Origin of the sequence: Limnohabitans sp. 103DPR2, from assembly GCF_001412575.1 — a bacterium.
In the GTDB taxonomy this organism is placed as follows: domain Bacteria; phylum Pseudomonadota; class Gammaproteobacteria; order Burkholderiales; family Burkholderiaceae_C; genus Limnohabitans_A.
Window position 1 is genome coordinate 2,822,014 of sequence record NZ_CP011834.1, and the last position, 26,665, is coordinate 2,848,678.

Consider the following 26,665-nt stretch of genomic DNA (forward strand, 5'->3'; position numbering starts at 1 on the left):
AAGGGCCTGCGCATGGGACAATTGCGCTCATGTTTTTATTGTTTGAAGAAGCTGGCAAATTTGTTGCCGGACGCGTCTTGTCAGAGGCAGAAGCTTCGGTGCAAGTGGAATTGGACAGCGGCAAGCGGGTCAAAGTCAAAGGCGCCAATGTGCTTTTGAAATTTGACAAGCCAGCACCGGCCCAACTCTTGGCAGACGCTGCCACCATCAGCCAAAGCATTGAGCTTGATTTGGCGTGGGAATTTGCGCCCGACACCGAGTTCGGTTTTGCCGAAGTGGCCCGCGAGTATTTCAATGCAGATGCCACCACCGCGCAGCAGGTGGGGGCCCTCATTCGCCTCTACGAAGCGCCTCATTATTTTCGCCGTGCTGGCAAAGGCCGATTCAAAAAGGCCTCTGCCGAAACAGTGCAATTGGCTTTGGCAGGGATAGAGAAGAAAAAACAAATTCAAGCGCAGATTGAAAGTTGGTCGCACGAACTGATGGCGGGTCAATGCCCTGCGCCCATCAAAGAGCAGCTATACAAAATTTTGTTCCGCCCCGACAAGAATGCACCCGAATACAAAGCGGTGGTCGAGGCCAGTCGTGCCAGTCAAACGGCGCCGCTGACTTTGCTGCAAAACGCCGGTGCCATTGCCAGCGCCTATGACTTTCATTGGCAACGCTTTTTGTTTGACAACTTTCCCAAGGGCACTGGCTTTCCCAAATTGGAGGCGCCTGCCATTGCGCAGGAATTGCCATTGGCCAACGTACAGGCCTACTCCATCGACGACTCACAAACCACCGAAATAGACGATGCCTTGTCTTTGCAAGGGCTGGGCTCCGGCCAAGTGGTGGTGGGCATTCACATTGCCGCCCCTGGCTTGGCCATTGCGCCCAACAGCGCCATCGACAATGTGGGCCGCACCCGGTTGTCCACTGTGTACATGCCGGGCTACAAAATCACCATGCTGCCCGATGAAGTGGTGCAAAGCTACACCTTGGCCGAAGGCCAGGCCTGCCCAGCGGTGTCGCTGTACGTCACGTTGGACGAAGCCACGCTCAGCATTCAACACACCGAGACCAAATTGGAGCGCGTGCCCATCAACGCCAATTTGCGCCACGATCAGCTCGATCAATGGGTGACACAAGCTTGGTTAGAGGACGCTGCACCCGCAGCCCGCGAAGGTGAACCACAACTGCCGATTGCGCACAGCGAATTGGCATTTTTTTGGCGCTTGGCGCAACACCTCAAAGCGGGTCGCGAAGTGGTGCGCGGCAAGCCCGAGAATTTCAATCGTCCCGACTACAACTTCCGCTTGGTCCGTGACAACAAAGACACGCCGCCCACAGGTCAAGAGTCGGTGCAGATTTCGGTACGCCAACGCGGCGCACCCCTCGATTTGATCGTGGCCGAGGCCATGATCTTGGCCAACAGCACATGGGGCCAATGGCTGGCCAGTTTGGGCGTTCCGGCCATCTACCGCAGCCAAGCCAGCATGGCACCCGGTGTCAAAGTGCGCATGGGCACCAAGGCCCTGCCGCATGCTGGCATTGGCGTGCCTGCGTATGCGTGGAGCACTTCACCCTTGCGCCGATACACCGACTTGGTTAACCAATGGCAAATCATTGCCTGCGCCCAACACGGCGCCACAGCAGCATTGGCCGCACCCTTCAAACCGAAAGATGCACAACTGTTTGCCATCATCAGTGCCTTTGATGCGGCCTACACCGCTTACAACGGCTACCAATCCGGCATGGAGCGCTTTTGGACATTGCAATACCTGAAGCAAGAAAACATCACGGAAGTGGTGGCCAGTTTGGTCAAAGAAATGGCGGGTGGCAGTTGGTTGGTGCGCGCAGACCACCTGCCACTCATGCTCACTGTCATGGGCGCATCAGGCTTGACGCGGGGTGACAAGGTCAAGGTTCAATTGGGCGCCATCGATGCCATGGCGCTGGACGTCAGTGGCACCGTCATCGAGAAAATCATCAGCGAACATTCTGAAGCCGAGGACAGCGAGGCAAGTTTGGATGAGGCCATGGAAGATCTGGACGAAGCGGCCACAGGCCCCATTGCCATTGCGCTGAACGTCAACGAGGCGCCCGCCGAAGAATAATTCATGTCGACGTCAACAGCACCTTTTTCTGCAAGTACTTCGCACCGTACCTTGATGTGGGCTTTGGGTGTTTCAGTGCTGGTGCATGCGGCACTGCTGACCTTGAAATGGGTCTCGCCTGCCACCTTTGATCGCATGTTTGAAACCAACACTTTGGAAGTGGTGTTGGTCAATTCACGCAGCACCAACGCGCCCGATGCACCCTTGGCATTGGCGCAGGTCAATTTGGCAGGCGGTGGTCAAGTGCCAGGAACCGCGATCCAAAGCAGCCCTTTCAGTGCCAATGTGCAAGATCAAAACGGCCAAGAGTTGCAGCAAATTGAGAAAAAAATTGAGACGCTGAAAAACGAACAAGTGCGGCTCATCGAACAACTCAAGCAAGAGTTGTCACAGCTCAGCAATCAAGCGCCCAGCGCTTCCAACGAAGGCAAGACCGATGCCGTGATCGAGCGCAAACACCAGCTCGCTAGCCAGTTGGCACAAATCGAAAAGCAATCACAAGCTCTGCAGGGCGGACCCAAAAAACGCTACATTGGCCCTGCCACGCAAGAGGTTTCCTTTGCGCGTTACTACGACAAGATGCGTCGCACCATCGAACTCACAGGGACAGAAAATTTTCCGCAAGCGGGCGGCGAAAAACTCTACGGCAGCCTCACCATGGTCATCACCCTCGATGCCAAAGGCCGTGTGCTTGAAACTGAAATTGCCAGTGCATCTGGCAAGCCCCTGCTAGACAAACGCGCGCAAGCCATCGTGCGCGGTGCCTCACCCTTTGATGCATTCACGCCAGAGATGAAGCGTCAAGCGGACCAATTGGTGGTGGTGTCACGCTTTCACTTTGCGCGCGATGAAACCCTAGAAACCAACATGTTGGCACCTCAAAACAGTGCCGCTTCAGCTCGCTCAACACCCATTCAACGAACCCCATAACCGATTGAATTGCATGGACACGTACTGCGTTTTCGGCCATCCCATTGAACACAGCAAATCGCCGTGGATCCACGCACGCTTTGCGCAGCTGACCGATCAAAGTTTGGTGTATCACATGACAAAAGCGCCGCTGGACGGATTTGCCAACAGCTTGCATGCCTTCCAACACCAAGGCGGCAAAGGTTGCAACGTCACCTTGCCCTTCAAAACAGAAGCTGCGGCATTGGCCACCCACTCCAGTCCCCGTGTACTTCTGGCGCAAGCTTGCAACACCTTGAAATTTGACGGACAAACCATCTATGGCGAGAACACCGACGGCTTAGGCTTGGTCACCGACTTGGTTCGCAACGCGGGCTGTCAGCTGAAAGGCAAAAGCGTTTTGTTGATTGGTGCGGGCGGTGCCTCGGCTGGCGTCTTAGGGCCCCTGCTGTGCGAAAAACCGCGCCAACTCTGGGTCTGCAATCGAACGGCCGAGAAAGCCACGGAACTGGTGCAACGACATGCCACATTGGCCTCTGAGCAAGGGGTCGACTGCCAAGCCTTGAGTTTGCAACACGAAGGACTGTTCAGTCAGTCCTTTGATGTGGTGATCAATGCGTCCAGCAGCAGCTTGCATCAAGGCGAAGTGCCCGTGCCTCCCAGTGTTCTCAAACAAGGCGGTATGGCTTGCGATTTGATGTACGGCCCTGCGGCACAAGGCTTCATGCAATGGGCCACTGCACATGGCGCACAAGCGCGTGATGGGCTGGGCATGCTGGTCGAGCAAGCCGCCGAATCCTTCTATGTCTGGCGTGGCGTCCGTCCGCCTACAGCACCTGTTTTGGCCGAGCTGCGCGCCTTGTTGGCGCAGTCCTGATCTTCTCTTTCAACAACGTCATTCATGCGCTACGCACTCTACGCATTCAAACAATGGCTTTTGTTGCTATTGGCTGGCTTCGTCTTGTTGCAATTGTTTTTCATTGGACGCGTGGGTTTTATGGCGGTGGTCGATCCCTCCTCTACCGCATTTGAACGTTCACAAGCCTGGCAAATTGTGAGCAGCCAAGGTCGCTTGTTGTGGCGCCAAACTTGGATGCCTTCAGAGCAAATCGCCAAACCGCTCAAACGCGCCGTGCTGGCCTCCGAAGACAGCGCCTTCACCAGCCACAACGGCGTGTGGTGGGATGCTGTGGAAAAAGCGTGGAGCAAAAATGCCAAAGCCCAAGCCAAACTAGAAGCGCAGGCTGCGCAAAAGAAAAATGGCAAAGTGGTAGCCCCCAAAATTGTGGGCGGCTCCACCATCACCCAGCAATTGGCAAAAAATCTATTGCTCAGTGGTGAGCGAACCCTGATTCGCAAAGGTCAAGAATGGGTCATCACGGTGGCCTTGGAAACGTTCTTGTCCAAAAAGAAAATTCTCACGCTCTACCTGAACCATGTGGAATGGGGCAACGGCGTGTTTGGCGCAGAAGCAGCAGCGCGGCATTATTTTCAAAAGTCTGCCAGCCAGCTCACCGAATGGGAGGCTGCCCGCTTGGCCGTGATGCTGCCGCGACCCCGCTACTTTGAAAAGCTGCCGCAATCGGTCTACCTCAGCGACCGTGCGCAAACCATCATGGCGCGCATGAACGATGTTGCGCTACCCTGAGTCACCTCTCACCCTCTAGCCATCACAATCCACCCATGAGAATTCTTGGCATTGACCCCGGCCTTCAAACCACTGGCTTTGGTGTGATTGATATGGACGGCTCCAAACTGACCTATGTGGCCAGTGGCGTGATTCGCACGGACAAAGTTCAGCAAGGCAACTTGCCCAATCGCTTGAAGGTGATTTACGACGGCATTGTCGAAATCAACCAGCGCTACCAACCGAACGCAGCCTCGGTCGAAATTGTGTTCGTCAACGTCAATCCGCAAGCCACCTTGCTATTGGGACAAGCGCGCGGTTGTTGCGTCACAGCTTTGGTGACTTGCAATTTGCCTGTAGCCGAGTACACCGCTTTGCAAATGAAAAAGGCCATCACCGGACATGGCCGTGCCGCCAAGTCACAAATTCAAGAGATGGTGAAACGCATGCTGAAGTTGCCTTCGGTGCCGGGTCCCGATGCAGCCGATGCGCTGGGTTTGGCCATCACGCATGCCCATGCCAGTCCCTCCATGAACAAGCTGGCTGCCTTGGATGTGCTCAATCGCAAGACCCACGGCATGTACCGTGATGGGAGAAGCCATTAAGCAGCGCAGTCATTCAGCAACTGAACCCATTGGCAGTTGCCACATTGCGCAAGTTCGCTTGAAGGCTATGTGTCAGGGCTGTTTTACTTGGGCATGACCATGCGGTCGCGCTTGGCCAACTCGGGGAAGAACTTCACTGCAGCCACGGCCACCCCCACTGTGGCCAAGCCCCCAAAAATCGCTGAGCCAACGGGCCCCCACATGGCCGCTGTCGTACCCGACTCAAACTCGCCCAACTGATTGGAAGCACCAATGAAAATCGAGTTGACGGCGGCAACCCGGCCACGCATGTCATCGGGTGTTTCCAGTTGCAGCAACGTCAGGCGCGTCACCACGCTGACGTTGTCGGCAGCGCCGGCCACCATCAAAGCCGCCATCGACAACACAAAGTGCGTTGAAATGCCAAATACAAAATTGGCCAAACCAAACACGCCCACGGCAATCAACATCCAACGGCCCACGCGCCGCTCGATGGGCCACTGCGTTAATACGACTGCCATCAACAAAGCACCCACAGCAGGTGATGAGCGCAAGAGCCCTAAGCCTTCAGGCCCTGTGTGCAAAATGTCTTTGGCATAAATGGGCAAGAGCGCTGTGACGCCTCCCAGCAGCACAGCAAATAAATCCAAGGCAATGGCGCCCAACAAGACCTTGTGATGCCACACAAAGTGAGCACCTGCCAACACGCTGCGCAAATCAGCAGCTGCTTTGGAAGGCTTATGCTCGTAGCGAACCGTCAAGGCCAATAAAAAGGCGATGAACAAACAGGCTGCACACGTGACATACACCGCATTGACATGCATGGCGTACAAAATACCGCCCAGCGCAGGCCCGCCAATGACGGCTGTTTGCACACCTGTGGAACTCAAGGCCACTGCGCGTTGCAAAAGATGACTGGGCACCAAGTGCGGCGTGAGTGCTTGTTGTGTGGGCATTTGAAAAGAGCGCACCATGCCCAGCACAGCTGAGATGAACAACACCAACTCGCGCGTGACTTGATCGGTGGCGGTGCCCCAAACCAACAAACCGGCCACGGCTGTTTGGACCAGCATGCACGTGGCGTAGATGTGGACCTTGTGAACACGGTCCACAATTTGCCCAGCAGGCAATGTCAAGATCAGCGCGGGTACAAATTGAAACAAGCCCACCAAACCCAGGTCCCAGGCACTGCCCGTGATTTCGTACATGTGCCAGGCCAAAGCCACCATCAACATTTGCGTGGCCAAGATACCGGCCAAACGCGCCAGCCAAAAACGCAAGAAGGGTTGGTGCGACAGCAAATCGCGCAAAGAAGACTGGGCAGCCGTGTTCATGCCTTGCAATTACCAAGCACGCACAGGCAAGGCAAATCCTTCGGGTGCTTTTTTGACATCGTCAAAGCTGACGATTTCATAGGCATCGGGTTGATCGAGCAAGGCGCGAAGCAATTGGTTGTTCATGGCATGGCCAGAACGGAAAGCGGTGTAGCTGGCAATGAAAGGTTTGCCAATGATGTACAGGTCGCCCATGGCGTCCAAAATTTTGTGCTTCACGAACTCATCGTCGTAACGCAAACCATCGCTGTTCAAGACCTTGTAGTCGTCCATCACAATGGCATTGTCCAAGCCGCCGCCCAAGGCCAAGCCATTGGAGCGCAGCATTTCAACGTCTTTGGTGAAACCAAAAGTGCGAGCCCGCGCAATGTCGCGGGCATAGACATCGCGTCCCATGTCAAACACCACTTGCTGACCTGTGGAGTCAACTGCGGGATGCTTAAATTCAATTTCAAAGCTCAGGCGATAACCGTCGTAGGGTTCGAGTTTGGCCCACTTGACGTTCTCGCCTTGACCTTCACGCACTTCAACGGTTTTGAGCACGCGGATGAATTTTTTCGGTGCTTTTTGAAGTTCGATGCCAGCACTTTGCAACAAAAACACAAAGGAAGAAGCTGAGCCATCCAAGATGGGCACTTCTTCAGCCGTGATGTCGATGATCAGATTGTCGATGCCCAAGCCTGCGCAGGCAGACATCAAATGTTCAACCGTGTGCACCTTGGCTTGGCCACTGGAAATGGTGGAAGCCAATCGCGTGTCTGTGACGCTGAGTGCATTGATGTGGATGTCGACAGGTTCGGCCAAATCGACACGTCGAAACACAATGCCGGTGTCGACTGGCGCGGGCCTCAGGGTCAGCTCAACCCGTTGACCGCTGTGCAAACCCACACCCACGGCCTGGGTGAGGGTTTTAAGGGTTCTTTGAGCAAGCATGGGCTGATTTTAAATTCTCAAGCCCAAGCTTGCACAAAGAGGGTTTTGCAGACCCACTCTGACGCGATGCCAATTGAAAATCAGTCAGCTTGCTTGCGCAAGAAGGCTGGAATTTCAATGTCGTCCATGCCAGCAGAGGCCATGCCGTCGACTTTGGCAGCAGCCTGCGTGCGGTTGGTGCGCCATACGCTAGGTGTGTTCAAACGGCCATAGTCACCACCCAAGGCGGCGTTTTGACCACCCAGTGTGGGGGACACAGCATCGCCAGTGTCTACAGTGAAAGGCACGTTGTCGGTACCTGTGCGCAAAACTTGCAATGGGGGCGCTGTACGGCGAGCACCTTGGCTTGACAAGCCAGTGGCCACCACGGTCACGCGAATTTCGTCGCCGAGGCTTTCGTCATAAGCTGTACCGTAAATGACGTGTGCGCTTTCAGAAGCATAGGCACGGATGGTGTTCATGGCTTGCTTGGACTCGCTCAATTTGAGGGAGCCTTTGGCTGCACTGATCAACACCAACACGCCTTTGGCGCCAGACAAGTCGATGCCTTCGAGCAATGGGCAAGCCACTGCTTGCTCAGAAGCAATGCGTGCACGGTCTGGGCCGCTGGCAGAAGCTGTACCCATCATGGCTTTGCCGGGTTCGCCCATGACAGTGCGCACGTCTTCAAAGTCGACGTTCACGTGGCCAGGCACATTGATGATTTCTGCAATACCGCCCACCGCATTTTTGAGCACGTCATTGGCGTGCGCAAAAGCTTCGTCTTGGGTCATGTCTTCGCCGCCTGGCAATTCCATCAGCTTTTCATTGAGCACCACGATCAATGAATCGACGTTGGCTTCGAGTTCGGCCAAACCTGCTTCGGCGCTTTGCATGCGGCGACCGCCTTCAAAGTCGAAAGGCTTGGTGACCACACCCACGGTCAGGATGCCCATCTCTTTGGCAACACGTGCGATCACCGGTGCAGCGCCAGTGCCTGTGCCGCCGCCCATACCGGCTGTGATGAACAACATGTGCGCACCTTCGATGGCTGCGCGAATGTCTTCCACAGCCTCTTCTGCAGCATCACGGCCTTTTTCTGGTTTGCTACCTGCACCCAAGCCGGTATGACCCAGTTGGATAAAGCGGTGCGCTGCGCTGCGTGCCAATGCTTGTGCATCGGTGTTGGCGCAAATGAATTCAACGCCTTGAACGTTGCGCTCGATCATGTGCTCAACAGCGTTGCCGCCGCCGCCGCCCACGCCGATCACTTTGATTTGCGTTCCTTGATTGAACTCTTCGACTTGGATCATTTCAATGCTCATGGTGCTCTCCTAAAACTGTTGCAGTTGCCTAAATATTGATTTTTGAAAATTTTATTTTTGTTGGATTAAAAGGGTTTCAACATCGCTGATGTGGACTCCCCCTTGCCAAGTAAAGTTTGCGCCAATCCATCAGAAGTTACCCACGATGAAATCTTTGAAGCGAGTGAAGGCGTTGTTCATCGAACCCTTCTTCTGCGAAACTTTGAAGCCACGCAAGCGGGCCAAACGGGCTTCTTCCATCAGGCCCATCACGGTGGCCACGCGGGGCTGGCTGACCATGTCAGACAGCGCGCCGTTGTATTTGGGAACGCCGCGGCGAACGGGCTTCAAGAAAATGTCTTCGCCCAGTTCCACCATGCCGGGCATCACTGCGCTTCCGCCAGTGAGCACAATGCCGGACGACAAGACCTCTTCGTAACCTGATTCGCGAATGACTTGCTGGACCAGCGAGAAGATTTCTTCAACGCGGGGTTCAATCACGCCAGCCAAAGCTTGCTTGGACAGCATGCGCGGTGCGCGATCGCCCAAGCCGGGCACTTCCACTTGAGCTTCGGGATCGGCCAACAATTGTTTGGCACAACCGCTTTCGACCTTGATGTCTTCTGCATCTTTGGTAGGGGTGCGCAAAGCCATGGCAATGTCGCTGGTGATCAAATCGCCTGCAATCGGGATCACCGCCGTGTGGCGAATGGCGCCGTTGGTGAAAATGGCCACGTCGGTGGTGCCAGCGCCAATGTCTACGCAGGCCACACCCAACTCACGCTCGTCTTCGGTCAACACAGCCAAGCTGGAAGACAAAGGATTGAGCAGCAACTGGTCCACTTCCAAGCCGCAGCGACGCACGCACTTGATGATGTTTTCTGCGGCGCTTTGAGCGCCGGTCACGATGTGCACCTTGGCTTCAAGGCGCATGCCGCTCATGCCAATGGGCTCTTTCACATCTTGGCCATCGATCACAAATTCTTGCGGTGCGACCAACAACAAACGCTGGTCCGTGGAGATGTTGATGGCACGCGCTGTTTCAACCACGCGCGCCACATCGGCTGGCGTGACTTCTTTGTCTTTAACCGCCACCATGCCACTTGAATTCAAACCGCGAATGTGGCTGCCAGTGATGCCGGTGTTGACGCGTGTGATTTTGCAATCCGCCATCAACTCGGCTTCTTTCAAAGCTTGCTGAATACTTTGCACCGTGGCGTCGATGTTGACCACCACGCCGCGTTTCAAACCATTACCTGGGGCCACGCCCATGCCTGCCAGTTTCAATTCTCCACCTGGCATGACCTCGGCCACGACGACCATGACCTTGGACGTGCCAATGTCGAGACCGACCACCAAATCTTTGTATTCTTTTGCCATATGTCCAACCGTTCTTGTCTATATCTTCAATCGATCAAGGTTTTTTCAAACCATCTACCGCCAAAGTGCTGACGCCCCGCAACCTCAAGGCGTAACCACTTTCATAACGCAAATCTGCCGACAACAATGACGTGGTGGTGCGGCCGTAGCGAGACGCCACCTGGGTCAATGTTTTCGAAAACAGTTTCAATCTGTCACCCAACTCTTGTTGCGTGCCTTGCCCCAATTCCAAGCTGGCACCCGACTCAAGTTGGGCAGACCAACTGCCACGCTGACTGAGCTCCAACCTGTCCAGTGGCATGTCCATCTTGGCCATCAAAGGCTTGAGGTACTGGAACATTTCCAACACCGTTTTCGCCTGCGACTCGGGCCCTTTCAGGGTGGGCAATGCATCGCTGTCCACATCGTCGGCATTGACTTCAAACACGGCACCTTCGGCACTTAAAAACTTGCCATCACCTTCCGTGCCCCATTGCGCCACAGGCTGAAATTCATCCAAGGTGACCGACAAACGGTTGGGAAACTCGCGGCGAACCAGCGCCGAACGAATCCAAGGAATTTGCTCAAAGGCTTGACGGGCTTGCAGCAAATTCAAAGTGAAGAAGTTGCCTGTCAATTGCGGCAACACATTGGCACGCAATGTCACTGCATTGCTGTGCGTCACATTGCCGCGCACCGTGATGCCTTGAATGGAGAAAGCAGGATGGCGCAACAACCAGCCAATGCCACTGGCCACGCACATGATGAGGGCCAGGGCAAACATCAATCCTGACGTCCATTGCATCAAGCGCACATCCATGGGCAAGACCAGCGGCTTTTTCATGCCAAGCCCCCAGCTGACAAAGAGTGCTCAAGACCCGCATGGGCCAACAAGTGCATGCACAGACTTTCGTAATCCATGCCCGCCGCTTTGGCTGACATGGGCACCAAGGAGTGACCCGTCATGCCGGGTGAGGTGTTAATTTCTAGCAAGTAAGGCTTGCGGCTTTGCGCATCGATCATCACGTCGATACGGCCCCAACCTTTGCAACCCAGCACTTGGTAGGCCTTCACGACAAGGGCTTGAATGGCCTTTTCTTCAGATTCAGGCAATCCAGACGGCACCAAGTACTGCGTGTCGTCGGTGAAATATTTGTTCTGGTAATCGTAATTGCCGGCGGGCGCCACAATTCGAATCACGGGCAAGGCCTGGGCTGTTTCGCCTTCACCCAACACAGGGCACGTGACTTCATCGCCAGCAATGAACTGCTCGCACAGCACATCGGTATCGCATGCTGCGGCGGCCTTCAGGGCTTGAGGCAATTCGCTGGCCTGCGTAACCTTGGCCACACCAATCGACGAGCCTTCTCTCGCTGGCTTCACGATGAGGGGCAAACCCAAAGTTTGAATCACATGGGCTTGCGCCTGCTCACCCAAATTGTCTTGCTTGAGCAAGACATAACGAGGAGTCGGAACATCCTCAGACAACCACACGCGTTTGGTCATGGTTTTGTCGATGGCGATGCTAGAGGCCATGACGCCAGAGCCGGTGTAGGGGATGCCCAGCAATTCGAGTGCGCCTTGCACTGTGCCGTCTTCACCGAAGCGGCCATGCAATGCAATGAAGCAGCGCTGGAAACCTTCTTTTTTGAGATCGGCCAAATTGCGTTCGGCAGGGTCGAAAGCATGGGCGTCGACACCGCGACTGCGCAGGGCATTGAGCACGCCATTGCCGGACATAAAGGAGACTTCGCGCTCGGCTGATTGACCGCCCATCAGCACGGCCACTTTACCGAAATGGGCTGGTGCGTTGCTCATGCAACACCTCCCATTTTTTGAACTTGGGCAGGCACTGCGCCGATGGAGCCGGCACCCATGCAAATGACGATGTCACCGTCTTTTGCATTGTCAAAAATAGCCTGCGCCATGCCTTCAATTTTATCGACAAAAACGGGTTCAATTTTGCCTGCGATGCGTAAAGCACGAGATAAAGATCGACCGTCCGCTGCAACGATGGGCGCCTCACCTGCTGCATAAACTTCGGACAACAAAACGTGGTCGGCACCGTGGCTGATCACGCGCACAAAATCTTCAAAGCAATCGCGTGTTCGGCTGTAGCGATGCGGCTGAAATGCCAGCACCAAACGACGGCCTGGAAAGGCGCCGCGGGCCGCTGCCAAAGTGGCGGCCATCTCAACTGGATGGTGACCGTAATCGTCGATCAACGTGAAGCTTCCGGCTTGGTTCAACAGCTTCACTTCGCCATAGCGCTGGAAGCGGCGACCCACACCTTTGAAGTGGGCCAAGGCACGCTGAACCGCCGCGTCGTCCACACCCAATTCAACGGCCACCGAGATGGCGGCCAAGGCATTCAGCACATTGTGATCACCCGGCAAGTTCAGCACGATGGGCAAATCGGGCAAAACCACACCGTTGCGGCGTTGGACGGTGAAATGCATTTGACCGTTTTCAGCCCGAACATCGACCGCGCGGACTTGTGCGCCTTCTTTCAAGCCGTAGGTGGTCACAGGCCTGGCCAGCTTGTCTTGGATGCTGCGCACGCCAGGGTCATCGCTGCACAAAATGGCCGTGCCGTAGAAGGGCATGCGGTGCAAAAATTCAACAAATGCCGACTTCAATTTTTCAAAGTCGTGGCCGTAGGTCTCCATGTGGTCGGCATCGATGTTGGTCACCACCGCCATCACAGGCAATAAATTCAAGAAAGAAGCGTCCGATTCGTCTGCTTCCACCACGATGTAGTCACCCGTTCCGAGCTTGGCATTGGTGCCCGCGCTGTTCAAGCGACCGCCAATCACAAACGTGGGATCGAGTCCACCTTCTGCCAACACGCTGGCCACCAAGCTGGTGGTGGTGGTTTTGCCGTGGGTGCCCGCAATGGCCACACCTTGCTTCATGCGCATCAACTCAGCGAGCATGACGGCGCGTGGCACCACTGGAATGTGGCGTGCCTTGGCCACCAGCACTTCAGGGTTGTCGGCTTTGACGGCCGTTGAAGTGACCACGGCGTCAGCGCCCTGAACGTTGTCTGCACTGTGGCCTACATGCGTTTGGATGCCCAATGCAGCCAAACGGCGCAAGGTGCTGCTGTCGGACAGATCAGAGCCCGAGATGGTGTAACCCAAATTCAACAATACTTCTGCAATGCCGCTCATACCGGCGCCACCGACGCCGATGAAGTGGATATGACGAATGGCGTGTTTCATGCGGCCAATGCCTCGCAAGCTGCCACCACTTCTTGAGTGGCTTGTGTCTTCTTCAAAGCCCATGCTTTTTCGGCACAGGCCAACAATTCTTCACGTGTCAGGCTGGCCAAACGGGCCGCCAAAGTTTCAGGCGTGAGCTGGGCTTGTGGCATCAGCCAGCCCGCACCCTGTTGAACCAAGAAATTCGCATTGGTCGTTTGGTGATCGTCCACCGCAAATGGGAATGGCACATAAATGGCAGCCGCACCTACCGCCGCAATTTCGGTCACGGTGCTGGCCCCAGAACGGCAAATGACCAGATCGGCATCGGCAAAGGCTTGTGCGGTGTCATCAATGAAAGGCGTCAGTTCTGCTTGCACCCCAGCTTGTTGGTAATGGTTGCGCAAGGCCTCAATTTGTTTGGCCCCACTTTGATGCACCACCACAGGCCGCTGATCTGCAGGCATCAAGGCCAGCGCTTGAGGCACGATTTCATTCAGGGCCTGCGCACCCAAACTGCCACCCACCACCCAAATTTTCAAAGGACCCGTGCGGCCCGCAAATCTGGCTGCAGGTGCAGGTTTGTTCAAGAAATTCTGACGCAAGGGATTGCCCACCCACACGCCTTTTTTCAGCACGTCTGGAAATGCGCAGTAGATGCGATCGGCCACACCGGCCAACACTTTGTTGGCCAAGCCCGCGACCGAGTTTTGCTCATGCAAGACCAAGGGCTTGCCCATCAGAACAGACATCATGCCGCCTGGGAAAGTGATGTAGCCACCCAAGCCCACCACCACGTGGGGCTGCACACGGCGAACCACTTGCAGACTTTGCCAAAATGCCTTGAGCAGACGCATAGGCAGCAATGCCAAACTGAGCAGACCTTTGCCGCGCACACCACCAAATTCAACAGGCTCAAATGCAAAGCCACGTTGCGGTACATATTGACTTTCCATGTTGCCGGGTACGCCCAACCAATGCACGCGCCAACCCGCATCACGCAAAGACTCGGCCACGGCCAAGCCTGGGAAAATATGCCCACCGGTACCGCCAGCCATGATGAGTGCGCAGCGCGTCATGAACGACCCCCTCGCATCATCTGTTTGTTTTCGGCGTCGATGCGAAGCACGATGGCAATGGCCACCATGTTGAGCAAAATGGCCGAGCCGCCATAACTCATCAAGGGCAAAGTCAAACCTTTGGTCGGCAGCGCGCCCAAGTTCACGCCCATGTTGATGAAGGACTGGAATCCAATCCAGATGCCCACACCTTGTGCCACCAAACCTGGGAATGTGCGGTCCAAAGCCAGCGCTTGACGGCCAATCACCATGATGCGGCGGCTGAGCCACAGGAACATGCCAATCACGGCAATCACGCCCACCAGTCCAAACTCTTCACCAATCACAGCCAACAAGAAATCGGTGTGCGCTTCGGGCAACCAGTGCAGTTTTTCTACGCTGCCGCCCAATCCCACGCCAAAGATTTCGCCGCGGCCAATGGCAATGAGTGAATGCGACAACTGATAACCTTTGCCCAGTGCGTGCGTGGGATCCCAAGGATCGAGGTACGCAAAAATGCGTTCACGGCGCCAGGGCGATGCGGCAATGATCATGGCAAATGCAAACACCAAGATCGCCAAGATCAAGAAGAACATGCGGGCATTCACACCGCCCAAGAACAAAATGCCCATGGCAATGATGGCGATCACCAAGAAAGCGCCCATGTCGGGTTCGGCCAACAAAAATATACCGGCCAAGCCAACAGCAGCGCCCATTGGCAACACCGCGCGGAAGAAGCGCTCTTTCACTTCCATCTTGCGCACCATGTAATCGGATGCGTAAATGATGACGGCCAGCTTGGCAAATTCAGAGGGCTGAAAGTTCATCACCCCCAAGGAAATCCAGCGGCGTGCGCCATTCACACCTTTGCCAATGAAAGGCAACAACACGGCTGCCAGCAAGACCAAAGACAAAATGAACAGAGGCCGCGCATTTTTTTCCCACATTTCCAAAGGCACTTGGAAAGCCAACAAAGCCACACCAAATCCAATCACAATGGAAATGACATGGCGGACCAGGAAATGCGTTTGGGAGTAGCGCGCAAACTTGGGGTTGTCTGGCATGGCAATGCTGGCCGAGTACACCATGATCATGCCCCACATCAGCAAGGCCACCACCACCCACACCAAGGCTTGGTCAATGTTCTGAATCTTGCCTTGCGCAGCACCATTTTTGGCGTAGTCATAGCTGCCCAAATTAACTGGCAAGCCGCCATCACCTGCGGCCTGAACGGACGCACCACCGCCGGCGCGGCTGAACAAGCCAGCGCTCCAAGCAGTGAAACGTGCCATCCATCCACTCATTGAGAGGTCTCCACAATTTGGCCGGTTGCCTCTGCAATCTCTGCCACAGCTTGGCAGAAGACTTGCGCGCGGTGAGGGTAGTCACGGAACATGTCAAAACTTGCACAAGCGGGCGACAGCAACACAGCGTCGCCTGCTTGGGCCACCTCTTTGGCTGCGTTGACAGCCTCGGGCAATGTGGCGGCATCGATCAAGGGCACACCACACAGTGACAACGCGTCACGGATAAGGGGAGCATCGCGGCCGATCAAAATCACGGCACGCGTGTAACGAGAGACAGGTTCGGCCAGCGGCGAGAAATCTTGACCTTTGCCATCACCACCCAAAATCACCACCACGCGGCGCTCAGAACCCAAGCCCACCAACGCAGCCACGGTGGCGCCCACATTGGTGCCTTTGCTGTCGTCAAAATATTCGATGTCATTGACGATGGCGACTGATTCCACTCGGTGTGGCTCGCCCTTGTATTCACGCAAACCAAACAACATCGAAGCCAAGCTGCTTCCCGTGCTACTGGCCAAAGCCAAAGCAGCCAAAGCATTCACGGCATTGTGACGACCGCGAATGCGCAATGCATCGGCTGGCATCAGGCGTTGAATGTGAATCTCTTCCACTTCCCCTTTGCGCAGGCGACGTGTTTCATCAGATTCCAAAGCCCGCACCAACCAGGTCATGCCGTTGACGGTTTCCAAACCAAAGTCACCTGGCCGCTCGGGCATACCAGCACCGTAGGTGATGTGTTCTCGAACAATGGGTTTTTGCAGCTTGGCGCGGATGGGGTCTGGCAGCATGGCCATGACACGCGCATCGTCGCGGTTCAACAGCATCAAAGACTGTTCACCAAAAATCTTTTCTTTGGCAGCAGCGTAGGCGTCCATGCTGCCGTGCCAATCCAAATGGTCTTGGGTGACGTTCAGCACGGTGGCCGCAGTTGGCTCAAACGGTCCTGCGTTGTCCAATTGGAAACTCGACAACTCGAGCACCCACACTTCAGGCAATGCGTCGTCTACACATTCGCGCAAGGTGTCCAACAAGGTGGGGCCAATGTTGCCGGCCACCTTGACTGTTTTACCGGCGCGCTCAATCAATTGGCCGGTCAATGCGGTCACCGTGGTTTTGCCGTTGGTGCCCGTGATGGCCAAGACTTTGGGGGTGTAGTCGCGTGTGGCCTTGAGTTTTTCGAGGGCTTGCACAAACAAAGTCAGCTCGCCACCCGTCCACAGCCCCATGGACTTGGCAGCATCCAACACAGGGGCTGTATCGGCAGGTGCCAAACCTGGGCTTGCAAACACAGCACGAATGGCGCTGCCTTCAACCAGACTGGCGCTGAAAGGACCCGAAACCCAATGCACTTGGGGCAACTCGCTTTGCAAGATGGCCAAATTGGCCGGTGCTTCACGCGTATCGGCAACGGTGACTTCTGCACCTGCGAACGCGCACCAGCGCGCCATGGCCAGGCCTGAAGCGCCTAGCCCCAAAATCAAAATGTGTTGGCCTTGAAGATAGTTCATGCTTATCTCAGCTTCAAAGTCGACAGACCCACCAAGCACAGCAGCATGGTGATGATCCAAAAACGCACAACCACTTGGGTTTCTTTCCAACCACTCTTTTCAAAGTGATGGTGCAAAGGCGCCATCTTCAAAATGCGACGACCCTCGCCATATTTCTTTTTGGTGTACTTGAAGTAAGTCACTTGCAGCATCACCGACAAAGCTTCCACCACAAAAATACCGCCCATGATGGCCAACACAATTTCTTGACGCACGATGACGGCAATGGTGCCCAATGCACCGCCCAAAGCCAACGCACCGACATCACCCATGAAGACTTGTGCAGGATGGGTGTTGAACCACAAGAAGGCCAAACCTGCACCAGCCATGGCAGCGCAAAAAATCATCAACTCACCAGTGCCTGGGATGTAAGGCAAGAACAAGTACTTGGCATACACAGAGCTGCCGGTCACATAGGCAAACACGCCCAAGGCAGAGCCCACCATCACCACAGGCATGATGGCCAAACCATCCAAACCATCGGTCAAATTCACCGCATTGCTTGAACCCACAATGACCAAATAGGTCATGACCATGAAACCAAACACACCCAAGGGGTAGCTGATCTCTTTGAAGAAAGGCACCAGCAAGCCGGCCTTGGGGGGCAAGTTCACATCAAATCCGGAGATGACCCACTTCACAAACAAATCGAGCACGCGCAAATTGGAGCTCTCAGAAATGCTGAAAACCAAATAGAACGCAGCCAGCAATCCAATCACAGATTGCCAGAAATATTTTTCGCGTGAACGCATGCCTTCAGGATCTTTGTTCACCACCTTGCGCCAATCGTCAACCCAACCAATGGCACCAAATCCCAAAGTGACGATGAGCACAATCCAGACAAAGCGATTGGTCCAGTCAAACCACAACAAGGTGCTGATGGCAATCGACAACAAAATCAATACGCCGCCCATGGTGGGTGTGCCACTTTTGGCCAAGTGACTTTCCATGCCATAGCCGCGCACAGGCTGACCAATTTTCAAAGATGTCAAATGGCGAATCACTGCGGGGCCTGCAATCAAGCCAATCAAGAGCGAGGTCAAAGCGGCCATCACTGCCCTGAACGTGATGTACTGAAACACCCGCAAAAAGCCCCACTCAGGGGACAAGGTTTGCAACCACTGCGCCAAATTAAGCAGCATGTAAGGACTCTCTTTCGGTTGCTTGAGCTGACTCGGTCAGCACGCGCAAGCTTTCCACCACGCGCTCCATTTTCATAAATCGGGATCCTTTGATCACCACGCTGTTGCACGCAGGCATGTGCAACACAACGGCCGCTTGCAAAGCTTCCATCGTTTCAAAATGACGCGCACCCACAAAGGCACGGCTGCTGTGCACGCACAAATTGCCCAAGGTGAACAAAGCATCAATGCCGCGCGATTGGGCATAAGCGCCCACCTCGGTATGGAACTCAGGTCCTTGCTGACCCACCTCACCCATGTCACCCAACACCAGCAAGCGCGGCGCGGGCAATTCAGCGAGCACATCAATGGCTGCACGCACAGAGTCGGGGTTGGCGTTGTAGGTGTCATCCACCAAGGTGTAGGCGTGCCCCGCAATTTGCCATTGGCATGATTTAGAGCGACCTTTGACAGGCTCAAAGGACTCAAGTCCTTTGACAATGTCGACCAACTTCATGCCAGCTGCCAAGGCGCATGCCGAAGCGGCCAAAGCGTTGAGGACGTTGTGGCGGCCTGCAATGTTCAAACGACATGGCAAGGACTGAGCCTTGGCAACCAGTGTGAATTGCCAAGCGCCGTGGGTCCAGGCAATGTTGTGGGCTTGAACATCACCGGCTTCAAATCCAAATGTGAGGGTCTGACGGTTGCCAGCCAACTCGCGCCACAAGGGTGTGTAGGCGTCGACAGCCGGAAACACGGCTACGCCATGGGCTGGCAAGGCGCGAATCACTTCGCCATTCTCACGCGCAACGGCCTCCACGGTGGCCATGAATTCTTGATGTTCACGCTGCGCATTGTTGACCAAGCCAACAGTTGGCTGGGCATAACGCGCCAGCACTTCAATTTCACCAGGATGGTTCATGCCCAGTTCAATCACGGCACGCTGATGTGACGCACGCAAGTTAAACAAGGTCAATGGGACGCCGATCTCATTGTTCAAGTTACCTTGTGTCGACATCGAAGGGTGTGCGGCATCGGCGCGCAACACAGCCGCAATCATTTGCGTCACTGTGGTTTTGCCATTGCTGCCAGTCACACCAATGAGGGACACGTCAAACTGCCGACGCCACTGCGCAGACAACTCGCCCAAGGCTGCGCGAGCATCCGGCACACAGAAGGCAGGAATGTGAACACCGTCCAAATGCTTTTGGGTCTCGGGGCTTTGGACTTGGGCAGCTTCAAACAAAACGGCAACAGCACCCTGCGCTTGCGCTTGCAGCAAGAAAGCTGCGCCATCAAAGTTCTCGCCCTTCAATGCTACAAACAAATCGCCAGCCACCACACTGCGGCTGTCCGTGCGAACTGCTTGAATGCAGACGGATTTCAATTGATCAGCCTTCAAGGTGCCTACTACTGGCACAGCGATGGGCAGCCAAGTTTGCAATTGGGCCAATGTGAAGTTCATGAGCGAACCTCCATAGAAGCCATGGTGTTGGCACGGCTGACCAAGGCTTCGTGCGCATGCAGTCGGTCGTCGAAGGGGTGTTTCACACCCGCAATCTCTTGCGTGTCTTCGTGGCCTTTGCCAGCAATCAAAATGACATCACGCTTGTCCGCATGCATCACTGCGTAGGCAATGGCTTTGGCGCGATCAAGTTCTTGGTAGGCTGCCTGCGGCATCTTCATGCCTTGAAGCATGTCTTGCACAATGGCGGCAGGTGACTCTGTGCGTGGGTTGTCGCTGGTGAGCACCACATGATCGGCCGCAGCTTCTGCGGCAGCCGCCATCAAGGGACGCTTGCTGACATCGCGATCTCCGCCACAACCCAAGACACACCACAGTTTGGTGTTCAAGCTTTGCGTAACGCGCTTCAAATTGGACAAGGTTTGCATCACTGCATCGGGCGTGTGTGCGTAGTCCACCACGGTCAAGGGCAGTTCAATGCCTTCAACACCGACCACCTTTTCCATGCGACCAGGCACAGCTTGCAAACGTGCACAGACCTCGATCACCTGGTTCAAGGGCAATTGCAATGCACGCAACGCAGCCATCACACCCAACACATTGTCGACGTTGTAGTCACCCATCAAATGGGTTTGCAAATGCACACGCTGCTGATCTTCTTGCACATCAAAGGCCATGCCATGGGCTGTGCGCTCTAAGTTCAAAGCTTGTAAACGCGCTGGTTTACCTTGGCTTGAGCAGGTCCAAAGGTCGAGGTTTTTTTGCGATTGCAGTTGCACGGCCAACTCAGCGCCTTGCACATCGTCCACATTGACAACGGCCACTTGCAAATCAGGCCAAGCAAACAAGGCTTGTTTGGCTTGCCAATAAGCAGCCATGGTGCCGTGATAGTCCAAATGGTCTTGCGTGAAATTGGTAAAAATGGCCACTTGAATGCGTGTGCCTGCCAAGCGCTGTTCTGCAATGCCAATGGAGCTGGCTTCTATGGCGCAATGGGTCACACCTGCTGCCACAAAATTCCTCAATTGCGCTTGCAACAAGACCGGATCGGGGGTGGTCATGCCCGTCGACATCAACGCAGGTGGCTCGCCAACACCCAAAGTTCCGACCACCGCGCAACGTGCTGTGTTGTTGAGGGCATTCAAAGCTTGTGCCAACCACCAGGTGGTGGAGGTTTTACCATTGGTGCCGGTCACCGCCATGACTTTCAAGTCTTGGCTGGGTTGTTCGTAATAGGCGTCGGCAATCCAACCGGTGTCTGCTTTCAGACCTGGGTAGGCGGCCATTTTTGTCTGCGTATCAGCATCTGCTTTCAGCCACTCTGCAGTCCATTGTTCACTGCCTTGAGCTTCCACCAAACAAGCCGCAGCACCTTGGGCCAAAGCTGACACCACATAAGCACGACCATCGGTGGCAGCACCGGGCCATGCAATGAAAGCATCACCCGCTTTGACGACACGACTGTCGGTGCACAAAACACCTGACACGTTTTGACGCAACCACTGTGCGGCTTGAGAGGGACTGTGCAAGGTTTGCATCAGAACGTCTCCTCCACACCATTGGCCACAATTTGCGGCTTCACGCTCATGTCCGGTTGCACACCCAACAAGCGCAAACTTTGTTGCACGGTTTGACTGAAAACGGGTGCAGCCACGTCACCGCCGTAATAGCGGCCATTGGTAGGCTCATCAATCATCACTGCCACCACGATACGGGGCTTGTCGATCGGCGCAATGCCAACAAACAAACCACGGTATTTTTTAGTGGCGTAGCCCTTGCCTTCTTGCTTGTGCGCCGTACCTGTTTTGCCACCAACAGAGTAACCCACTGTTTGAGCTTTTTGCGCTGTACCACCAGGGCCAGCAGCCATGTTCAGCATGTGGCGCATGGCCGCTGCATGTTCTGGACTGATCACGGGAACGCCCACCGGGACTTGGCCATTTTTAATCAGAGTGGCAGGCAGTGATTTGCCATCACTTGCGAAGATGGTGTACGCGCGCGCCATTTGGAACAAACTGACCGACACACCATAGCCATAGCTCATGGTGGCTTGCTCAACAGGTCGCCATGTTTTGGCGGCGCGTAGGCGACCACTGACCACACCAGGGAAAGGCAATTGCGGTTTTTGTCCCAAGCCGACTGCAGTGAACATTTCCCACATTTCACGTGGCTGTGTTTGCATGGCAATTTTGACCGTGCCCACGTTGCTGGACTTTTGAATCACTTCATTCACAGACAAGGCACCGTGAGGATGCGCATCGGTGATCGTGGAGCCCGTGATGTTGATCCGGCCTGGGGCTGTTTGAATGATGGTTTCAGGTTTAACCAAACCCTTCTCCAACGCCAACGCAATGGTGAAAGGCTTCATGGTGGAGCCAGGCTCAAAACTGTCAGTCAACGCGCGATTGCGCAGCTGTTCACCACTCAAATTGACACGCTTATCGGGCGAATAGCTGGGGTAATTGGCCAAAGCCAAAATTTCACCCGACTGTGCATCCAGGACCACCACACTGCCCGCTTTGGCTTTGTTGTCTAGGACCGCTTCGCGTAACTTTTGATACGCAAAAAACTGAACTTTGCTGTCGATGCTCAACTGCAAATCCTCGCCATCAACGGGCAAGGTCATCTGGCCCACATCTTCCACCACACGACCCAAGCGATCTTTGATGACACGACGTGCGCCCGGTTTACCTGACAGTTGATTTTGGAAAATCAACTCTATGCCCTCTTGGCCTTTGTCCTCAACATTGGTAAAGCCCACAATGTGGGCTGCCGCTTCACCTTCGGGGTACAAGCGCTTGTATTCTTTGATGGTGTAGATGCCTTTGATGTTCAAGGCCAAAATTTCCTTCACCACCGACTCGTCCATTTGGCGACGTAGCCACACAAAGGTCTTGTCTTCGTTTTCTAATTTTTTGGCCAACTCGACAGGCGACATTTCCAGCAACTTGCCCAACTGACGCAAACCTTCTGGCGAGCGGTCAATCTCTTCCGGATTGGCCCATACACTGGGCGCTGGCACGCTGGATGCCAAAATCAATCCGTTGCGATCCAAAATACGGCCGCGATTGGCGGGCAATGTCAGTGTGCGTGCAAAGCGAACTTCACCCTGGCGCTTGAAAAATGCATTGTCAAAAACTTGTACATACGATGCACGCACTGCCAAGCCTACAAAGGCCAAGGCCATAGCGGCCACAATCAATTTACTGCGCCATACAGGCGTCTTGCTTGCAAGCAAAGGGCTGGATGAAAGCTGAACACTTCGGCTCATGGCTTTGCCCCCGATGTCTTCTCTTCTGCCGTGGCCGCAGGCACTTGCACATCTGCAGGTTGCTTCACGTATTGCGTGATGCCAGGCGTGACCAAACGCATCTGCAATTGCTGTTTGGCAATTTGCTCAATGCGCAAAGGCGAAGCTTGCGCACGTCGCTCAACTTGCAAACGCTCATGCTCTAACTCAAGGCGTGTTGCTTCTTTGGTCGCAGCTTCCAAGGCCATGAATGAGCGGCGCGCTTCGTAATGACTGTGCACCAAAAACATGGCCGAGAAAATAATGGCAATGACCAAGAACACATTGAGGCGTGTCATGCAGCCACCTCGGTTCTTTCAGCAACGCGCATGATGGCGCTGCGTGCACGCGGATTGGCTGACACCTCCGCTTCACTTGGGCGAATGCGTTCCAAGGATTTCAACTTCATAGCCTGAGGCACTGCAAAAGGTGCGCGGCGGTCATAGACTTCTTTGGAGTGCTTCGCAATGAATTGCTTCACGATCCGATCTTCCAAAGAATGAAAACTGATCACCACCAAACGGCCACCTGGCTTGAGAACATCCAGGCTGGCTTCTAGCGCTTGTTCAAGCTCCTCAAGCTCGGCGTTGATGAAAATCCGAAGAGCCTGAAATGTCCGCGTTGCAGGGTCCTTGCCCGGCTCGCGGGTTTTGACCGTGTTAGCCACGATCCCGGCCAAATCGGCGGTGGATGAAATTGGGCCCCGCTCTTGTCTGCGAGCCACAATCGCCTTTGCAATCGGAAAAGCAAACCGTTCTTCGCCATAGTCACGCACAACCTCCGTGATCTGATCCACACTGGCAGTGGCCAGCCACTCGGCCACACTATGACCGCGCGTGGTGTCCATGCGCATGTCTAAGGGACCATCGAAACGAAAAGAAAAACCCCTGTCGGGGTTGTCAATTTGGGGGGAGCTGATCCCCAGGTCCATCAACACACCGGCAATGCTGCCTGCGGGCAATTCGCCGAGGTTGCGAAAACCTTCATGTCGAATGGAGAAACGTGCATCCTTGATGCTGGCAGCTTCAGCAATGGCTTCGACATCTTTGTCAAAAGCAATCAAGGCCGCACCTACTGGCAGACGCGACAATATCAAACGTGAATGACCACCACGACCAAAGGTTGCATCCACATAAACATTTTTTTCGGCGGTTTCGCCTGCATTGCCTAACAATGCATCAACCGCTTCAGTGAGCAAGACGGTGGTGTGTTGCCAAGTAGTTGTCACGCAGGCCTCAGAACGAAAAGTCCTTAAAGACATCGGGCATGTCGCCCTGCATGGCTTTCGCCTCTTGGGAGTCGTAGGCTGTTTTGTCCCACAACTCAAAGTGATTGCCCATACCGAGCAAGATGGTGTCTTTGGCAATGCCCGCGGCAGCTCGCAACTCAGGGGAGATCAATACGCGACCAGTGCCATCCATCTCCACATCCATGGCGTTGCCCAAGAAAATACGTTTCCACCACTGCGCTTCCATGGGCAGTTGGGCAATGCGCTCACGGAATCGCTCCCACTCCGTTCTGGGGAAGACCATCAAACAGCCATGAGGGTGTTTCGTGATGGTCAATTGACCACCCGCTGTGGCGCTCAAAACCTCGCGGTGACGCGTAGGCACCGACAGGCGGCCTTTGGCGTCCAAACTCAACGAAGATGCACCTTGAAACACTTGATTCTCAATTCCTGGTCAATACACACGCAATTTGGGTATTTCTCCCACTTAATTGCACTTTTTTGCACTGTATCAGGAATTCATCACCTCGCAAGGGGGTTTTCGAGTTTTTTTCAATGAAATCAAGGGCTTAGAACGCTCTTTGCATCAGAATTTAGCAGAAAAAACTGTTGAAAATTAGGCACTTAGAAGTTTGTCTGCAAGTAACTTCTGAGACTTTTCATGCGTCAAAAAAAATTGACATTTTTTTCACTTTTTTTTCTGTCCACTTTGTTTTCTTTCAATTCAAGAAAAAAGGCTCCTGATGGAGCCTTTTTGAAATGAAAAGAAAATGCCTTATCAATCGCCAAACATTTTCTGTTTGAGTTCGCGGCGTTGCTGAGCTTCCAAGGACAAATTGGCTGTGGGGCGCGCCAACAAACGGCCCACACCAATGGGTTCGCCTGTTTCATCGCAATAACCGTAATCGCCCGCATCAATGCGTTGAATGGATTGCTCGATTTTCTTCAAAAGCTTGCGTTCACGATCGCGCGTACGCAACTCCAGCGCATGTTCTTCTTCAATGGTGGCGCGGTCAGCGGGATCGGGCACCACCACGGTGTCTTCACGCAAATGCTCAGTGGTTTCGCCAGCGTTCGCCAAGATGCCTTGCTTTAAAGCCACCAATTTGAGGCGGAAAAATGCCATTTGCGCATCGTTCATGTAGTCGTTGTCGGACATGGCCATGACCTCTGCGTCGGTGAGTTGATCAGGCGTCTTCTTTTTCCAGTTATTGGCCAACTTAGGGTCTTTTTTAACGGCAACAAAGGGGGGAGGTGTGAGAACTTGTGAAGGCATGTTTTGGAGATAACTGGCTTTTGCAGCCGTAGAAGCCACCGATTGGGCCATCGATGGCACTGTAATTTGGGCAAGTCGCGCTGAAGGACGAACCGCACGTGCGGGTACATCACCCGTTGCCACAGGTGCAGCAACGGGTGCTGCAGGCGGAGTGACAACTTTTTCAGCTTTTGCAGGCTTGGCTGGCTTTTCTGCTTTGGCAGGGGCAACAGGCTTGGCGACGGGTTTCGTGACAGGTTTAGTGACGGGTTTGGTTTCTGTCTTGGCGACCGGTTTGGCTGAGGCTTTTTCAGGCGCTTTGCTTGCACCTTTGGGTGCGACTTTGGCCGGTGCTTTGACTGGCGCTTTGGCGGCTGCAGATGGCTTGGCCGTTGGCTTGGCAGCCACTTTGGCGGCTGCTTTTGGCGCAACTTTCGGTGTGGGCTTGGCAACTGTTTTGGCCGCACTTTTCACCACGGGTTTTGCAGCAGGTTTGGCCTTTACAACAGGCTTGGCAGCGGGCTTGGCAACCACTTTAGCGCTGGCTTTGACATTGGCTTTAACAGGGACTTTGACAGGCGTCTTAGACGCTGTTTTGGCCTTGGTTTGAACCACAGGCTTGGCAGAAGCTTTGTTGGTTTTGGTCACGGGTTTGGTTGCAGGTTTGGCTGCAGGCTTGGCCGACGCTTTAGGCGCAGCCTTCTTCACAACAGGTTTGCCCTTGGCCACGGCTTTGGTGACAGCAGTCTTGACTGCTTTCGCAGGCGCGGGTTTGCTCAGTTTATTGGCCGGTGCAGCCGATTTGGCTTTGGCACTCGCTGCTGTACTGGTTTTTTTCACTGCGGTTTTTGAGCTCGTTTTAAGGGGCTTTTTCACGTCCTGTCTCCTAGCCGTGGCGGCTTACGTGCCCCTCAAGGCACCAGCCATTTGCAAATGAATTGTGGTCATCGGCTCATTTGCGTCAAAACCCATATTTTTCGACCTTCTGGGCGCATCGGAACCCCAATTAAGGGACCCCGTCAGGGCGCAGATTGTAGCGACTGAAAGCCCTCAAAACGCTTTCT

The 26,665-nt window shown here is 54.5% G+C and carries 23 protein-coding genes; 5 read left to right on the plus strand and 18 right to left on the minus strand.

What is annotated here, in order from left to right:
• Nucleotides 1-29 precede the first annotated feature (29 nt).
• From L103DPR2_RS13620 to ruvC, 5 genes are read left to right on the plus strand one after another with little or no spacing between them, the layout of a single operon-like run.
• Complete coding sequence (locus L103DPR2_RS13620; RefSeq protein WP_055362070.1) at nucleotides 30-2,099, plus strand: ribonuclease catalytic domain-containing protein; 2,070 nt, start codon at nucleotides 30-32, stop codon at nucleotides 2,097-2,099.
• Nucleotides 2,100-2,102: 3 nt separating this feature from the next.
• Entirely contained in the window at nucleotides 2,103-3,029 is a 927-nt protein-coding gene (locus L103DPR2_RS13625) for an energy transducer TonB (protein WP_082466826.1), read from the plus strand.
• Nucleotides 3,030-3,042: 13 nt separating this feature from the next.
• Nucleotides 3,043-3,885 (plus strand): shikimate dehydrogenase, encoded by an 843-nt coding sequence (gene aroE, locus L103DPR2_RS13630; RefSeq protein ID WP_055361637.1) that lies wholly within the window; start codon nucleotides 3,043-3,045, stop codon nucleotides 3,883-3,885.
• A 24-nt stretch (nucleotides 3,886-3,909) separates the two neighbouring features.
• Complete coding sequence (gene mtgA / locus L103DPR2_RS13635; RefSeq protein WP_055361638.1) at nucleotides 3,910-4,656, plus strand: monofunctional biosynthetic peptidoglycan transglycosylase; 747 nt, start codon at nucleotides 3,910-3,912, stop codon at nucleotides 4,654-4,656.
• A 35-nt stretch (nucleotides 4,657-4,691) separates the two neighbouring features.
• Entirely contained in the window at nucleotides 4,692-5,240 is a 549-nt protein-coding gene (gene ruvC, locus L103DPR2_RS13640) for a crossover junction endodeoxyribonuclease RuvC (RefSeq protein WP_055361639.1), read from the plus strand.
• An 83-nt stretch (nucleotides 5,241-5,323) separates the two neighbouring features.
• On the opposite strand, the gene L103DPR2_RS13645 is transcribed toward ruvC, so the two are convergent.
• From L103DPR2_RS13645 to dksA, 18 genes are all read right to left on the minus strand, one after another.
• Nucleotides 5,324-6,553: an MFS transporter gene (locus tag L103DPR2_RS13645; protein ID WP_055362071.1), complete on the minus strand. Its 1,230-nt coding sequence runs from the start codon at nucleotides 6,551-6,553 to the stop codon at nucleotides 5,324-5,326.
• 9 nt (nucleotides 6,554-6,562) lie between these two features.
• A complete protein-coding gene (gene lpxC, locus L103DPR2_RS13650; protein ID WP_055361640.1) occupies nucleotides 6,563-7,486 on the minus strand; it encodes a UDP-3-O-acyl-N-acetylglucosamine deacetylase in 924 nt (307 codons plus the stop codon).
• A gap of 80 nt (nucleotides 7,487-7,566) precedes the next feature.
• A complete protein-coding gene (ftsZ, locus tag L103DPR2_RS13655; RefSeq protein WP_055361641.1) occupies nucleotides 7,567-8,790 on the minus strand; it encodes a cell division protein FtsZ in 1,224 nt (407 codons plus the stop codon).
• Nucleotides 8,791-8,919: 129 nt separating this feature from the next.
• On the minus strand, nucleotides 8,920-10,149 hold the full coding sequence (ftsA, locus tag L103DPR2_RS13660; protein WP_055361642.1) for a cell division protein FtsA: 1,230 nt from the start codon (nucleotides 10,147-10,149) through the stop codon (nucleotides 8,920-8,922).
• A 34-nt stretch (nucleotides 10,150-10,183) separates the two neighbouring features.
• Nucleotides 10,184-10,972, minus strand: a complete 789-nt coding sequence (locus tag L103DPR2_RS13665) for a cell division protein FtsQ/DivIB (protein ID WP_055361643.1) — start codon at nucleotides 10,970-10,972, stop codon at nucleotides 10,184-10,186.
• Complete coding sequence (locus L103DPR2_RS13670; protein ID WP_055361644.1) at nucleotides 10,969-11,946, minus strand: D-alanine--D-alanine ligase; 978 nt, start codon at nucleotides 11,944-11,946, stop codon at nucleotides 10,969-10,971. Before L103DPR2_RS13670 ends, L103DPR2_RS13665 begins: the two co-directional genes overlap by 4 nt.
• Complete coding sequence (gene murC, locus L103DPR2_RS13675) at nucleotides 11,943-13,352, minus strand: UDP-N-acetylmuramate--L-alanine ligase (RefSeq protein WP_055362072.1); 1,410 nt, start codon at nucleotides 13,350-13,352, stop codon at nucleotides 11,943-11,945. Before murC ends, L103DPR2_RS13670 begins: the two co-directional genes overlap by 4 nt.
• Nucleotides 13,349-14,410 carry an undecaprenyldiphospho-muramoylpentapeptide beta-N-acetylglucosaminyltransferase gene (gene murG / locus L103DPR2_RS13680; RefSeq protein WP_055361645.1) on the minus strand — a complete coding sequence of 354 codons (1,062 nt, stop codon included), beginning with the start codon at nucleotides 14,408-14,410 and terminating at the stop codon, nucleotides 13,349-13,351. Before murG ends, murC begins: the two co-directional genes overlap by 4 nt.
• Nucleotides 14,407-15,681, minus strand: coding sequence for a putative lipid II flippase FtsW (ftsW, locus tag L103DPR2_RS13685; protein ID WP_108257118.1), 1,275 nt, complete (start codon nucleotides 15,679-15,681; stop codon nucleotides 14,407-14,409). Before ftsW ends, murG begins: the two co-directional genes overlap by 4 nt.
• 8 nt (nucleotides 15,682-15,689) lie before the next feature.
• On the minus strand, nucleotides 15,690-17,204 hold the full coding sequence (gene murD, locus L103DPR2_RS13690) for a UDP-N-acetylmuramoyl-L-alanine--D-glutamate ligase (protein WP_055361647.1): 1,515 nt from the start codon (nucleotides 17,202-17,204) through the stop codon (nucleotides 15,690-15,692).
• A 2-nt stretch (nucleotides 17,205-17,206) separates the two neighbouring features.
• Nucleotides 17,207-18,385 (minus strand): phospho-N-acetylmuramoyl-pentapeptide-transferase, encoded by a 1,179-nt coding sequence (gene mraY, locus L103DPR2_RS13695; RefSeq protein WP_055361648.1) that lies wholly within the window; start codon nucleotides 18,383-18,385, stop codon nucleotides 17,207-17,209.
• Nucleotides 18,375-19,829, minus strand: coding sequence for a UDP-N-acetylmuramoyl-tripeptide--D-alanyl-D-alanine ligase (locus tag L103DPR2_RS13700; protein WP_055361649.1), 1,455 nt, complete (start codon nucleotides 19,827-19,829; stop codon nucleotides 18,375-18,377). Before L103DPR2_RS13700 ends, mraY begins: the two co-directional genes overlap by 11 nt.
• Complete coding sequence (locus tag L103DPR2_RS13705; protein WP_055361650.1) at nucleotides 19,826-21,367, minus strand: UDP-N-acetylmuramoyl-L-alanyl-D-glutamate--2,6-diaminopimelate ligase; 1,542 nt, start codon at nucleotides 21,365-21,367, stop codon at nucleotides 19,826-19,828. Before L103DPR2_RS13705 ends, L103DPR2_RS13700 begins: the two co-directional genes overlap by 4 nt.
• Nucleotides 21,367-23,100: a peptidoglycan D,D-transpeptidase FtsI family protein gene (locus tag L103DPR2_RS13710; protein ID WP_055361651.1), complete on the minus strand. Its 1,734-nt coding sequence runs from the start codon at nucleotides 23,098-23,100 to the stop codon at nucleotides 21,367-21,369. The genes L103DPR2_RS13705 and L103DPR2_RS13710 overlap by 1 nt, the downstream gene beginning before the upstream one ends.
• Nucleotides 23,097-23,417 carry a cell division protein FtsL gene (ftsL, locus tag L103DPR2_RS13715; protein ID WP_055361652.1) on the minus strand — a complete coding sequence of 107 codons (321 nt, stop codon included), beginning with the start codon at nucleotides 23,415-23,417 and terminating at the stop codon, nucleotides 23,097-23,099. The genes L103DPR2_RS13710 and ftsL overlap by 4 nt, the downstream gene beginning before the upstream one ends.
• Nucleotides 23,414-24,346, minus strand: a complete 933-nt coding sequence (rsmH, locus tag L103DPR2_RS13720; protein WP_055361653.1) for a 16S rRNA (cytosine(1402)-N(4))-methyltransferase RsmH — start codon at nucleotides 24,344-24,346, stop codon at nucleotides 23,414-23,416. Before rsmH ends, ftsL begins: the two co-directional genes overlap by 4 nt.
• Nucleotides 24,347-24,353: 7 nt before the next feature.
• Nucleotides 24,354-24,782: a division/cell wall cluster transcriptional repressor MraZ gene (gene mraZ / locus L103DPR2_RS13725; RefSeq protein WP_055361654.1), complete on the minus strand. Its 429-nt coding sequence runs from the start codon at nucleotides 24,780-24,782 to the stop codon at nucleotides 24,354-24,356.
• 342 nt (nucleotides 24,783-25,124) lie between these two features.
• The gene (gene dksA / locus L103DPR2_RS14435) at nucleotides 25,125-26,009 is read right to left on the minus strand and encodes an RNA polymerase-binding protein DksA (protein ID WP_442915088.1); all 885 of its coding nucleotides are present in this window, start codon (nucleotides 26,007-26,009) and stop codon (nucleotides 25,125-25,127) included.
• Nucleotides 26,010-26,665: the final 656 nt, after the last annotated feature.